Origin of the sequence: Ruegeria arenilitoris (assembly GCF_013032855.1) — a bacterium.
In the GTDB taxonomy this organism is placed as follows: domain Bacteria; phylum Pseudomonadota; class Alphaproteobacteria; order Rhodobacterales; family Rhodobacteraceae; genus Ruegeria; species Ruegeria arenilitoris.
This window is the reverse complement of sequence record NZ_WQDA01000005.1, coordinates 92,095-104,069: the sequence shown is the minus strand read 5'-3', so window position 1 is coordinate 104,069 and position 11,975 is coordinate 92,095. Positions and strand designations below refer to the sequence as shown.

General features: G+C 62.2%; 17 protein-coding genes. 4 read left to right on the top strand and 13 right to left on the bottom strand.

Annotated features, from left to right (window positions below):
- Positions 1-181: 181 nt before the first annotated feature.
- Together GOW72_RS16040 and pip are read right to left on the bottom strand one after the other, a co-directional pair.
- Positions 182-1,003, bottom strand: coding sequence for an ABC transporter substrate-binding protein (locus GOW72_RS16040; protein ID WP_170367538.1), 822 nt, complete (start codon positions 1,001-1,003; stop codon positions 182-184).
- Positions 1,000-1,977: a prolyl aminopeptidase gene (pip, locus tag GOW72_RS16035; protein WP_170359916.1), complete on the bottom strand. Its 978-nt coding sequence runs from the start codon at positions 1,975-1,977 to the stop codon at positions 1,000-1,002. Before pip ends, GOW72_RS16040 begins: the two co-directional genes overlap by 4 nt.
- 48 nt (positions 1,978-2,025) lie before the next feature.
- On the opposite strand from pip, the gene ubiG reads away from it, so the two are divergent.
- Positions 2,026-2,772 (top strand): bifunctional 2-polyprenyl-6-hydroxyphenol methylase/3-demethylubiquinol 3-O-methyltransferase UbiG, encoded by a 747-nt coding sequence (ubiG, locus tag GOW72_RS16030; RefSeq protein ID WP_170343132.1) that lies wholly within the window; start codon positions 2,026-2,028, stop codon positions 2,770-2,772.
- A gap of 3 nt (positions 2,773-2,775) precedes the next feature.
- On the opposite strand, the gene GOW72_RS16025 is transcribed toward ubiG, so the two are convergent.
- Genes GOW72_RS16025 through GOW72_RS16010 form a run of 4 tightly spaced genes read right to left on the bottom strand, consistent with a single transcriptional unit; the run spans position 2,776 to position 5,060 of the window.
- Positions 2,776-3,216 carry a MarR family winged helix-turn-helix transcriptional regulator gene (locus GOW72_RS16025; protein WP_170343133.1) on the bottom strand — a complete coding sequence of 147 codons (441 nt, stop codon included), beginning with the start codon at positions 3,214-3,216 and terminating at the stop codon, positions 2,776-2,778.
- 14 nt (positions 3,217-3,230) lie between these two features.
- On the bottom strand, positions 3,231-4,061 hold the full coding sequence (locus tag GOW72_RS16020) for a carbon-nitrogen hydrolase family protein (protein WP_170367537.1): 831 nt from the start codon (positions 4,059-4,061) through the stop codon (positions 3,231-3,233).
- The gene (gene grxC, locus GOW72_RS16015; protein WP_170342430.1) at positions 4,061-4,318 is read right to left on the bottom strand and encodes a glutaredoxin 3; all 258 of its coding nucleotides are present in this window, start codon (positions 4,316-4,318) and stop codon (positions 4,061-4,063) included. The genes GOW72_RS16020 and grxC overlap by 1 nt, the downstream gene beginning before the upstream one ends.
- A gap of 37 nt (positions 4,319-4,355) precedes the next feature.
- Positions 4,356-5,060 carry a double zinc ribbon domain-containing protein gene (locus GOW72_RS16010; protein WP_342355398.1) on the bottom strand — a complete coding sequence of 235 codons (705 nt, stop codon included), beginning with the start codon at positions 5,058-5,060 and terminating at the stop codon, positions 4,356-4,358.
- A gap of 40 nt (positions 5,061-5,100) precedes the next feature.
- On the opposite strand from GOW72_RS16010, the gene GOW72_RS16005 reads away from it, so the two are divergent.
- Both GOW72_RS16005 and hemH read left to right on the top strand, forming a co-directional pair.
- Positions 5,101-5,931 (top strand): methyltransferase domain-containing protein, encoded by an 831-nt coding sequence (locus GOW72_RS16005; RefSeq protein ID WP_170367535.1) that lies wholly within the window; start codon positions 5,101-5,103, stop codon positions 5,929-5,931.
- Positions 5,932-5,986: 55 nt separating this feature from the next.
- Positions 5,987-7,036: a ferrochelatase gene (gene hemH, locus GOW72_RS16000; RefSeq protein WP_170367534.1), complete on the top strand. Its 1,050-nt coding sequence runs from the start codon at positions 5,987-5,989 to the stop codon at positions 7,034-7,036.
- A 74-nt stretch (positions 7,037-7,110) separates the two neighbouring features.
- On the opposite strand, the gene GOW72_RS15995 is transcribed toward hemH, so the two are convergent.
- Positions 7,111-7,293 carry a hypothetical protein gene (locus GOW72_RS15995; protein WP_005979327.1) on the bottom strand — a complete coding sequence of 61 codons (183 nt, stop codon included), beginning with the start codon at positions 7,291-7,293 and terminating at the stop codon, positions 7,111-7,113.
- Positions 7,294-7,431: 138 nt separating this feature from the next.
- On the bottom strand, positions 7,432-8,031 hold the full coding sequence (locus GOW72_RS15990; RefSeq protein ID WP_170343138.1) for a L,D-transpeptidase: 600 nt from the start codon (positions 8,029-8,031) through the stop codon (positions 7,432-7,434).
- A 169-nt stretch (positions 8,032-8,200) separates the two neighbouring features.
- On the opposite strand from GOW72_RS15990, the gene dalA reads away from it, so the two are divergent.
- Positions 8,201-8,719 (top strand): divisome-associated lipoprotein DalA, encoded by a 519-nt coding sequence (dalA, locus tag GOW72_RS15985; protein ID WP_093963636.1) that lies wholly within the window; start codon positions 8,201-8,203, stop codon positions 8,717-8,719.
- 60 nt (positions 8,720-8,779) lie between these two features.
- Here dalA and ptsN read toward each other — a convergent pair whose 3' ends face one another.
- The 5 genes from ptsN to lptC all read right to left on the bottom strand — a co-directional run bounded on the left by ptsN (position 8,780) and on the right by lptC (position 11,969).
- A complete protein-coding gene (ptsN, locus tag GOW72_RS15980) occupies positions 8,780-9,244 on the bottom strand; it encodes a PTS IIA-like nitrogen regulatory protein PtsN (protein ID WP_170343139.1) in 465 nt (154 codons plus the stop codon).
- 56 nt (positions 9,245-9,300) lie between these two features.
- Positions 9,301-9,864: a ribosome hibernation-promoting factor, HPF/YfiA family gene (gene hpf / locus GOW72_RS15975; RefSeq protein WP_170342438.1), complete on the bottom strand. Its 564-nt coding sequence runs from the start codon at positions 9,862-9,864 to the stop codon at positions 9,301-9,303.
- A gap of 252 nt (positions 9,865-10,116) precedes the next feature.
- Positions 10,117-10,875, bottom strand: a complete 759-nt coding sequence (lptB, locus tag GOW72_RS15970) for an LPS export ABC transporter ATP-binding protein (RefSeq protein WP_170367533.1) — start codon at positions 10,873-10,875, stop codon at positions 10,117-10,119.
- Complete coding sequence (locus GOW72_RS15965; RefSeq protein ID WP_170342617.1) at positions 10,875-11,330, bottom strand: LptA/OstA family protein; 456 nt, start codon at positions 11,328-11,330, stop codon at positions 10,875-10,877. The genes lptB and GOW72_RS15965 overlap by 1 nt, the downstream gene beginning before the upstream one ends.
- A gap of 39 nt (positions 11,331-11,369) precedes the next feature.
- Positions 11,370-11,969 (bottom strand): LPS export ABC transporter periplasmic protein LptC, encoded by a 600-nt coding sequence (gene lptC, locus GOW72_RS15960; protein ID WP_170359908.1) that lies wholly within the window; start codon positions 11,967-11,969, stop codon positions 11,370-11,372.
- Between the last annotated feature and the right edge of the window lie 6 nt (positions 11,970-11,975).

Genomic DNA, 11,975 nt, shown 5'->3' with positions numbered 1-11,975 from the left:
TGGTGCTCTACCCTTCGATCGGGCACAAAAAAACGGGCGCGCGGCCCGTCGAATTTTCCGGTGGAGCCTCGGACCAGAAGTCCGACACGCCGCTGTTGCAACTGCATATACGCAGGACGCCCCGAGTCTGCAACCCCTGCCGTCAACCAACGGACAATCCGCGTCAGTTTTCAGGCCGGTCTCAGGCCATCCACCAGCGTTCCGCGATGCGCCCATCGTCCAACGGCGCGCCCCGCCCGATCCGGCGTGGCAGACCCACGGTGCCGGAGATTGCCAGCGACATCTCTGATTCGTTGGGGAAGAACCGCACGCCACCCAGACCGCGCAGCCCTTGCGCCGCCGGCAGCACCGACACGTCCACGTATCGATCACGCAGCGCCTCGGCGCGCACGGCCGGGTCGGGGATCACGATGATGTCGACCGCCTCCAGCCAGCCGGCCTGGCCATCCTTGTAGTGGCCCTCGACCCGGCGACCGCGGAAATGGCGCCCGTCTTCGGCCCGTTCGACCCGGTAACACCCGGTGCCGTTCGCCTGCTGCAGCGGCGAAACGCTCTGCCCGTCGCGGGTAATGACGAACCGGGTATCGGCCAGCAGGAAAGGCAGGCCGGGGTTGGCCTCGGCCAGTTCGATCCGGATGCGGTCCGGCGCCAGGGCTTCGGCGCGCCCGACCTCGGACAGGACCGCCAGAACATCTCCGGCCGTCAGCGCCACACCGTCGTGAAACACCGCATCGGCACGCAGGTCGAAGGTCCAGACACGGGCTTCGGAATCGGTCTGCCATGCGGTCGCCAGCTCGCCGCGCAGAGTGCCGTCCGGCGCGATCTCGGTCAGGGTGTCGAACACCGCACCCCGGGCCAGCCGGTCCAGGCTGTCGTCACGCGGTACGGCGATGCGCAGCACGCCGCCCGATTTCGGTGTATCCGCCAGCGAGGCCCCGGTCGCGGCCAGCAGGGCTGCGGCGGCACCCGAGGTGAACAGGGCACGGCGGTCGATGCGGGTCATGCCACCTCCTGCGCGGTTCGGTCCATGATGCGCACCAGTTCGGCGCTGATCCCAGGCTCCGACAGGGCGTGACCGGCCTGCCGCACCATCTTCAGCTCGGCCTCGGGCCATTTCTCGGCCAGGCTCCAAGCCGCCTGCGGGGGGCAGATCATGTCGTACCGGCCTTGCACGATATGGCCGGGGATATGCGCGATCCGGTCCATCCGGTCCAGAATCTGGCCGTCATGTTCCAGAAACGCCTTGTTGATGAAATAGTGATTCTCGAGCCGCGCGAAGGTGCGCGCATATTCGCCGGGGCTTTCACCGACGGCCCCGTTCGTGTGGATCGAGGCCAGCGCGTTTTCCCAGTGCGACCAGGCGCGGGCGTACAGGATCTCAGTCGCGCGATCGCCCGAAAACAGCCGCTTGTTGTAGGCGCCGATTGTGTCGGACAGTTCCGAGTCGCGCAGCAGGGAGGTGAAGCGCGCCCATTGCTCGGGCCAGAACTTGCCGGCCCCGCCGCCATAGAACCAGTCAAGCTCCGCCTGCGTGGCCAGAAACACGCCGCGCAGAACCAGGCGGGTCACCCGGTCGGGGTGGGTTTGGGCATAGATCAGCGCCAGCGTGGCGCCCCAGCTGCCGCCGAATACGATCCAGTCGTCGATCTCGAACAGTTTCCGCAGGCGCTCGATATCGGCCACCAGGTGCCACGTCGTGTTGTTCTCGACCGAGGCCGTGGGCCGCGACCGGCCGCAGCCGCGCTGATCGAACAGAATCACCCGGTAGACCTCGGGATCGAAATAGCGCCGCATGGCCGGGCTGCAGCCGCCGCCTGGGCCGCCATGCAGAACCACCACCGCAATCCCGTCGGGATTGCCGCATTGTTCCACATAAATGCGGTGCCCGTCGCCCATATCCACCACGCGCTGGTCGAACGGATCGACCGGCGGGTAAAGATATTGCACTGCGCGCTTTTGGTCCGGGTACTTGTCCATTATGGCCCTATATAGTCCTACAGCGTAAAAGAGCACACGGAGACAGGAATGCAAGCGCATCCGAACACGGTTGACCCGTCCGAGATCGCAAAATTCGAGGCGATGGCCGCCGAATGGTGGGACCCGCACGGGAAATTCAAACCTCTGCACATGCTCAATCCGTGCCGTCTGGACTATATCACACAGCAGATCGCGGGCGAATTTGACCGGGACCTGACGGCAGCGAAACCGTTCGCGGGCCTGCGCCTGCTGGATATCGGCTGCGGCGGCGGGTTGCTGAGCGAGCCGATGGCGCGGCTGGGGGCCGAGGTCGTGGGCGCCGACGCGGCCGAGCGCAACCTGCCCGTGGCCCGCATCCATGCCGAGCAATCCGGCCTTCAGATCGACTATCGCCACACCACCGCCGAGGCGATGGCCGACGCGGGCGAACAGTTCGACGTGGTCCTGAACATGGAGGTGGTCGAGCATGTGGCCGATCCGCTGGCCTATCTGACCGCCACACAACAGCTGCTGAAACCCGGCGGGCTGGAAATCTGCTCGACCATCAACCGCAACCCGAAATCCTATGCGATGGCGATTTTCGGGGCCGAGGTCGTCATGCGCTGGCTGCCGCGCGGCACGCATGAATGGTCCAAGTTCATCACCCCGGACGAGCTGTTCGATCTGCTGCGCCAGGCCGGTCTGGACCCGGTGGACCGCAAGGGATTCGTCTTCAACCCGATCACCTGGAGCTGGTCGATCTCGGACCGGGATCTGAGCGTGAACTATGTCACCGCCAGCGTGAAGCCGGGCTGAGGTCTATTCCTCTTCCAGCTTCATGCGCAGGTCGCGCAAAACCGGCAGGGTCGTGCGCACACGCTCAAGGCCCAGCTCGCCCACGACCCGGTTGATCAGAGGCGCGATGGCCGAGATCGCCTGATCCCGCGCCCGGCGGCCGGCCGGGCTGATCGCCACCATCTTGCGGCGGGCATCGTCCCAATCGGGGCGGATGTGGATGTATCCGGCCCATTCCAGCTTGGCCAAGGTGTTGGTCATCGCCCCACGGGTCACATGGAATGTGCTGGCCAGTTGGGCAGGCGTCCGCTCGCCTCCCACGAACACCAGGTGGTTCAGCACCGAGAAATGCGAGATTTCCATGCCCTTGGGCAGCACCCGGCTCAGCCGGTTCCGCAGCAATTGGTCCGCGGTCAGGATCTCGCTGAACAGCGCGACCGCAAGGGCGTTGGTTTCGTCAGTCATTACCCGGTTCTGGATCAGGGCCCGTCGAACGGGCGAACATGTGTCAAGGACGGCACGCGCCGCCGTGCCTCTGTAACAGACCTATCATCCAGATCAAAAAAGTGAATGCCGGTCTGAGTGCCTGCGTCGATCAGCACCTCGCCCCAGGGCGACACGACCATGCTGTGCCCGTGGGTATGGCGCGTCTTGCCGCGGGTCTTGGGGTGTTCCCCGGTCTGCGCAGGGGCAATGACCCAACAGCCGGTCTCGATGGCGCGGGCGCGCAGAAGCGGCTCCCAATGGGCCGCGCCGGTCACCGGAGAGAACGCAGCCGGAACCGTCAGGATCGTGGCCCCGCCCTGTGCCAGCGCGGCGTGCAGATGCGGGAACCGGATGTCATAGCAGATGGTCATGCCGACCTTGCCGAAGGCGGTCTCGGCAATCACCGCCCGTGACCCGGGCCGATAGCTGGCCGATTCGCGAAAAGTCTCGGTCTCGGTGACCTGCACGTCGAACATGTGGATCTTGTCATAGCGCGCGACGATCCCGCCCTGCGGGTCGATCATGTAAGACCGGTTGGCGAACCGCCCGTCGGCGTCATGAGTCTTCAGCCCCAGCGATCCGATCAGCAGCCACACGCCCAATTCCGCCGCCTGTTCGCGCAGGCCCGCCAGTGTGATGTCGTCTTCCTCGTGCTGCAGCACCTCGCGTTGGCGCGTTCCGCTGGTCGAAACGCAGTTGGTGACCTCGGGCGTCAGGATGAACGTCGCGCCCTTGCCCGCGGCCTCGTCCATCATGGCGCGCACCATGTCCAAGTTCGCGGCCGGGTCGTCCGATGAGGTGATCTGCAGCAGGGCGGTTCTCATCAGGCGGCCAACAGCGGGTCCAGCTTGCCGGCCTGTTCGAGTTCGTACAGATCGTCGCAGCCACCGACATGGGTGTCGCCGATGAAGATCTGAGGCACCGTGCGCCGCCCGCCCGCCCGCTGGATCATCTCGGGCTTGCGTTTGGGGTTCATCAAAACGTCGATTTCCTCGAAGGCGACGCCTTTCTGATTCAGCAGCCGTTTGGCCGCGTGGCAAAAGCCGCACAGCGGCGAGGTATATATGACAACCGGTTTCATGGTCCGTTCCCTTGGATTTCGCGCAATCTAGGGGGAATTAGGCATCCTTGGCAACGCGCGCCAGTACCAACACGGAAATATCATCCGCCCCGGCCGCCCGGCAGGCGCGGGCGCAGGCCGCCAGGGTTGCACCCGATGTCATCACGTCATCGACCAGCAGCACGTGGCGCCCCGTCAGGCGGTCCGCCCGGCGCGGATGCACGGTGATCGCATCGCGCAGCGTATCCGCACGCTCGGCCGCCGTTTTGCCTTCCAGCGGAGGGGTGCGCCGCTTGCGTATCAACAGATCCGGACAGACCGGCAGGCCCGCCTCCTTTCCCAGTTGGAGCGACAAAAGCGCGGACTGGTTGTATCGGCGCTTCAGCAGCCGCGACCAATGCAGCGGCACCGGTGCGATCACCGTATCCGGTCGAAATAGCGTACCACCGGCCTGCGCCATCCAACGCGCCGCAGGTTTTGCCAGTTCGGAACGATCCCCGTGCTTCAGGGCCAGAACCAGTGACCGCGCCCGCCCCTGATACAGCAATGCCGCGCGCCCTTCGGCCCACGGTTGCGGGCGGCGCAAGCAATCGTCGCAGTCGATTCGGTGACCATCATCGCTGCCAGGCAATGGCGCACCGCAACTGTGACAGACCGTCCCGCCGATGAACGGGGTCTCGCGCCAGCACGGCCCGCACAGGCCGAAATCCGAAGCCGCCATCTCGCCGCAGCCGATGCAGCGTGGCGGATACACGACCTCGATCGCGGTTTGAATCCGTTGCCATATGCGATAATTGCGGCTTATGGATTTGCCAGCACCCAATGCACCCTCGCTGTTCGATCGCAAAGCGCTTGCGGCACACCGCGCGCGGATCAGCGACGAAGCCCTTTTTCTGCACCACGCCGCCATGGACGAGGTGCAGGATCGCCTTTCCATGGTTAACAAATCCTTTACTGCGCCAGCGATCGTAGCCCCCTACCCCGAGATTTGGGCGCCGGTCCTGCCGGGCGCCCGGGTCGTGGCCGATGACGACGTGCTGGATCTGAAACCCGCTGCGCATGACCTTGTGGTCCATGCGATGGCCCTGCATTGGGCCAACGATCCGGTGGGACAGCTGATCCAATGTGCCCGCGCGCTGCAGCCCGACGGGTTGTTGTTGGTGGTGTGTCTGGGCGGTGAAACGCTATACGAATTGCGGGCCGCGCTGGGTCAGGCCGAGGTCGAGGTGACCGGCGGTCTCAGCCCCCGTGTCGCGCCGATGGCCGAGTTGCGAGATCTTGGCGCGCTGCTGCAGCGTGCGGGTTTTGCATTGCCTGTTGCGGACAAAGTGCCCCTGACGGCGACGTATCGCGATTTGTGGCACCTGATGCGGGACCTGCGCGCGATGGGTGAAACCAACGCCATGACCCAGCGGTTGAAACACCCGTCGCGCCGCGCGGTCTTTTCCCGGGCCCAAGAGATTTACGCCGCGCATTTCACATCTCCCGAAGGCCGGCTGACTGCCACCTTCGAGCTGATCTGCCTGACGGGCTGGGCGCCGGATGCCAGCCAGCCCAAGCCGTTGCGCCCTGGCTCGGCCCAGATGAGACTGGCCGACGCCCTTGGCACGAAAGAAGGCAAACTGTCCGATTGACCCGCTGACCGAACCGATTATTTCAGCCTCTAAACCAGAATTCAGGAAGCTCACCATGTTCGATGCCACCCGCCCGGAACACGCTCCGGCAGACCACCCAAAAGTGAAGATGGGCCGCGTCGGCGTTCTTCTGGCCAATCTCGGCACCCCGGACGACTACAGCTATTGGCCGATGCGCCGCTATCTGAACGAGTTCCTGTCCGACCGGCGGGTGATCGACTATCCGGCCTGGAAATGGCAGCCGATCCTGCAGGCCATCATCCTGACCAAACGTCCCTTCAGCTCGGGCGCTGCGTACAAGTCGATCTGGAACCACGACAAGGGCGAAAGCCCGCTGATGACCATCACCAAGGACCAGACCGGCAAGATGCGTGCGGCGTTGCAGGACCGGTATGGCGACAAGGTCATGGTGGATTTCTGCATGCGTTACGGAAACCCCTCGACCAAGTCGAAGGTCCGCCAGATGGTGGCCGAGGGCTGCGACCGCATCCTGTTCTTCCCGCTCTATCCGCAATATGCCGGCGCTACGACCGCCACCGCGAACGACCAGTTCTTTCGCGCACTGATGGACGAGGCCTGGCAGCCCGCCAGCCGCACGGTGCCCGCCTATTTCGACGAACCGGCCTATATCGACGCCCTCGCGCAGTCGGTCGAGACGGCCTATGCCGCGATGGAGGCCAAGCCGGACGTTCTGGTGTGCTCCTATCACGGCATGCCGGAACGCTATCTGATGCAGGGTGATCCGTACCACTGCCAGTGCGCCAAGACGTCACGCCTGCTGAAAGAACGGCTGGGCTGGGCGGATGATCAACTGGTGACCACCTTCCAGTCACGATTCGGGCCCGAGGAATGGCTGAAGCCCTACACTGTCGACCATGTCGCGGAACTGGCTCGGCAGGGCAAAAAGAACATCGCCGTCATCGCCCCGGCATTTTCGTCGGACTGCATTGAAACGCTGGAAGAGATCAACGAAGAGATCCGCGAAAGCTTTGAGCACGCCGGCGGCGAAAGCTTTACCTACATTCCCTGCCTCAACGACGAGGACGCGCATATCGCGGCCTTGGGCAAGGTTGTCGAGGACAACCTCAAAGGCTGGCTGGACTGAACCGGCCCGGAAACAAGCACGAAAAAAGGCGGTGGAGATCCACCGCCTTTCTTTTTTGTCGTAGTCCGTTGGACTTAGCCTGCGGCAACAGCTGCGGCAACAACGACCAGCAGGATCAGCGGCAGGATGATGCCCTGCGACGAGCCCTGGGTTTCTTCGACGACAACAGGTGCCTCAACAACCGGCTCTTCCAGGTTGCCAGCATATGCGGTCGAAGCAGCAGCGGTCAGTGCAGCAGCGAGTACAAGTTTCTTCATATTAACCTCCAGAGTTTGCGCGATCCCAATTGCGGAACCACACACCTAAGACTTACCTCGTGGTTTTTTCTAATCAGCAAAGCAGAACGAATGCAATTGCAACTTGCAGTGCAAGCGGGTTGGCGCGCGAAAATGTCGTCAAATTAGCAACACTTGCGTCCCGACCTTCGCCATGGCGTACAGCTCTGCGATGTTCTCGTTGAACAACCCGATGCACCCGTTCGACGACCGGCGGCCGATTTTCCGCGTATCGTGGGTTCCGTGGATCCGGTAATACTTCCAGCTGAGATACAACGCGTGCGTTCCCAGCGGGTTATCGGGCCCCGGAGGGATGTAATCCGGCCATTCCGGGTTTCTTTTCTTCATCGACGGCGTCGGCGACCAGCTGGGCCCTTCGACCTTGCGGATGACACTTGTGCGACCGCGGCGGGTCAGTTCTTCGGTCAGCGGAACCGACGACGGGTACAGCTTGTAGACGGTTTGGTCTTCCGACCAGTAGTGCAAAGCGCGGGAAACGGTGTCGACCAGAATCGCCCCGTTCCGGGTGTTCGAGAAGTAGGGCTGCCACTGCTGCGCCTTGAACCCCGACACGTTGCGGCGAACGGCCGGTTCAGGATCGGGTGCAGGGCGCAATGGGTCGCCCGGGATGTATTGGGCGATCGCCGGGCTGGCGAGCAAAGACGATGCGCCTGCGAGGAATCCGCGGCGGGACGAAGAGAAAACGCGTTTCTTGACCATGGTGACAGGTCCTCTGCGAAAGATGTGCAAGAATCCGCTCTATGTTATTGCCAGAATGCTTCAGTCGCAAATCAAACCGGCAGAATCATGCGGGTTCGTGCATTTGAGCCTTTGCTCATGGGCCGCTGGCAGGGTATTGCCAATTGGAAACAAGCAAACCGGACTCATCATGACGCGCATTTTTTCCCTGCTCTTGATTTGCCTTGTCGCGCTGGCGGCATGTACCGACGTGAGCGGCACTTCAACCCTTGGTGCGGATGGGCGCCCACTGCCCAAAGCCTACAAGATCCGGGGCAATCCCGAAAAACTGCAGTTCCGCATGCTTGATTCCGTAAACGCCCTGCGGCAGGCGTCGGGACTGCAGTCGGTGCAGTTGAACGCGCAGTTGAACGCAGCGGCGGCGACGCACGCCAAGGACATGTCGCGGCAGAACCGGCCCTGGCATTTCGGCTCGGACGGATCTTCGCCGCTCGACCGGGTGGCCCGTGCCGGTTATGCGGGGCGTTTCCTGGGTGAAGCGATTTCCGAGACCTACGAGACCGAAACCGAAACCCTGGCCGCGTGGATGCAGGAACCGGGTCCGCGATCGGTGATCATGGACCCGCAAGCAACCCAGATGGGGTTTGCATGGCACCAGGAAAACGGCGGGAAGATCTGGTGGACGCTCGAGATGGGAACCGGCGGTTAAGCATGGCCCCAGACGAAAAAAGCCCCCGAAAACCGGGGGCTTTTTTCTTTCTAACAGGTCTCAGGCAGCTTGCATGGACTGGGCTGTGGTCAGGATCGCATACAGCTTGACCGGATCCGGGTTGGCCCGAAGCTTCGAGCAGACCGCGCCGTCGCGCAGCGTGCGCGATACCAGCGCCAAGGCCTTGAGGTGCTCGACACCGGCGTCTTCCGGGGCGAACAGCGCAAAGGCCAGATCCACGGGCTGACGGTCGACCGATCCGAAGTCGATGGGCTTTTCCAGCATGACGAACACGCCGGCAACCGAATCGATCTCGGACAAACGGGCGTGTGGCAGGGCAACACCATGGCCAACGCCGGTCGGCCCAAGGCTTTCCCGCTCCAGCAGGCAGTCTACGATGGTCTGCGGATCAAGTCCGAGTGCGCCCGCGGCGACGTCACCGATTTCCTGAAACAACCGTTTTTTGCTGGACGCTGCAGATAGCACGCGCACCGCTTCGGGCTTCAGTATGCTCGACAAATCCATGTTTTGCTCCACGGCGACGCCCCCAGAATCCGGGGGCCCCGCCCAATTCTTGCCTGTTACGGATCGATCCAGCCGATATTGCCGTCATCCCGGCGATACACGACGTTCAATCCGTCCTTGTTTTCATTCCTGAACACCAGCACCGGGGCGCCGGCCAATTCCATTTGCATGACAGCTTCGCCGACACTCAACGATGGGATCTTGGTTTCCATCTCAGCCACGATGATGGGCTGCAATGAGTCGGGTTCGTCGGCCACGTCCGATTCGTTCGAGGCGAGGATATAAGATGACGCTCCGAAGAGTTCAACCGGCTGAGCCCGTTCACGATGGTGGTCCTTGAGGCGACGCTTGTAGCGACGCAGCTGTTTCTCCATCTTTTCGCAGCACGCCTCGAATGCTGCATAGATTTCGGTTGCATGTGCCTTGGCCTGGGCTGTCAGGCCCGTGGACATATGTATGGTGGTTTCGCACACATACTCATGCGCTGAACGGGAAAAGACGACGTTGGCATCCGTCGGTCGCTGAGCATATTTGCTCACGACCTCGCCCAATGCGTCCTGCACGTGTGTCTGCAAGGCTGCACCAATGTCGATCTGTTTGCCGCTGATTTGGTAACGCATGTGATCTCCTTCACAATTCACACCCATTATGACGTCACGTCAGGTGACATGCTTGTTTTTATCGGGTGGGGGGTAGAGACATGTTTCGCGGTTGTCCTCGGTAGGGCCCTTCGGAGAAGGGAGATCGAGATCCAGTCTGGAACCGCGAAAATGCCATGTCCCAATTGAGCCAAGAGGCGGCAGAAGAGTCAATCAAAACAGGAGTGTATATACGCGAATTCTGTCATGCGCCTGGCGCAATCACAGCTAAGCCTATGAAATCTTGAAGTTTTCACCCAAATACACGCGGCGGACATTTTCGTTTTCCACCACCTCGTCGGGCGATCCGCACATCAGCACCTGCCCGTCGTGCAGGATATAGGCGCGGTCCACAATTTCCAGCGTTTCCCGCACGTTGTGGTCGGTGATCAGTACGCCGATTCCACGCTTTTTCAGATCCGCCACCAGATGCCGGATATCGCCCACGCTGATCGGGTCGACGCCGGCAAATGGCTCGTCCAGCAGCAGGTACTTGGGGTCGGCGGCCAGACAGCGGGCTATCTCGACGCGACGGCGCTCACCGCCCGACAATGCAAGGGCAGGCGCCCGTCGCAAATGCTCGATCGAAAAATCCGAGAGCAGCTCTTCCAGACGTTCCTTGCGGCGGTGCACATGCTTCACCGCAATGTCGAGCACGGCCGAGATATTGTCCTCGACACTCAAGCCGCGAAAGATCGACATTTCCTGCGGCAGATACCCAATGCCCATGCGCGCCCGGCGATACATCGGCAGCGTGGTCACATTCTGACCGTCCAACGTGACCGTTCCGGCCTCGGGGAACACCAGCCCGGCAACGGAATAGAACGTGGTCGTCTTGCCTGAGCCGTTCGGCCCTAGCAACGCAACGACCTCGGACCGGTCCAGCGTCATCGACACGTCCCGGATCACGGTCTTTTTGCGATAAGATTTGCGCAGTTTCTGAATCTTCAGACCCTGAGACCCTTCGGCAACGGACAGTTGCGGGCCCGCCATCAATTGCCGCCCTGCTGAAGGATCGTCTTGACCCGCCCCGACATGGTCGCGGTTCCGCTTGTCAGGTTCGCAATCATCTGGTCGCCGCTGATCGTGCTGGGCCCCTGCGTCAGCAGAACGTTGCCCTTCATCACGATCACACCCGAGTCGATGGTGTATTCCGCCCAGTCCCCTTCGGCGGCATCCGGCGGGCTGACAAGCACGACGTTTTCCGATGCCTCCATGCGTTCGATCCCCGACCGATCCTGGTTGTAGATCACCAACACGCGACCGGCGGACAGGCGCATTTCGCCCTGCACGACAATGACGTTGCCAAGAAACTCGGCCGAACCGTCCTCTTGATTGACGTTCAGCGTCTCGGATGTCACTTCGACCGGCAGACTGGGATCGGCTTTCACCGACCCAAAGGCCACCTGCGCTTCCTGCGCGGACGCTGGTACCGAACCCACGGCCAGGGCGAAACAAACGAGGACGAAACGAAAATCAAACACAGTCTATCTTTCGGCTTTTTTCGGCTCATATAACAGCTTAACGCCATCTGTAAAAAGAATATGGACCGGTCCACCGTCTTTTTCAGCGCCGAATGTCATCCGCCCGGCCGAGAAATTGCCGATTGGTCCTGTTCCCTGCACCTGACCTGGCGTATCGCCCCGGATCTCGTCCAATGAAGTATTCAACAGGTCTGTCGTCACCCGGATACCGTCCGTGGTGGTGATCACCACGTCCCCCGTGAAGGTGGCCGTCGCCTTGTCCGGTCGGATCGACCCCGAGTTGGAGTCCAGTGTGATCACCCCACCGTTCAGCAGGCCGAACCGGCCACGGAATTCGGTTGCTCTTGGATCGCTGTCGGCAGTTCCCTGGCTGGCCCGCACCGCCTCGACCTGGACATCTTCGCCCTTGCGGGTGGTCCCCCTATAGTTCGGGCGGGTTACAAGCTGCCCCTCAAGCCGTTCGTCGATATCCTGCTGGGTGAACGGACCCGAGACGTTGGTTTCGATGCTGCGCGACAGCAGGAATACCGTGGACAGCAGCAGGATCGCCGCCAGCGGCAACAGAACCTTCAGGAACTGCACCATTCGGGAATAGCGGTCCACCTGCGC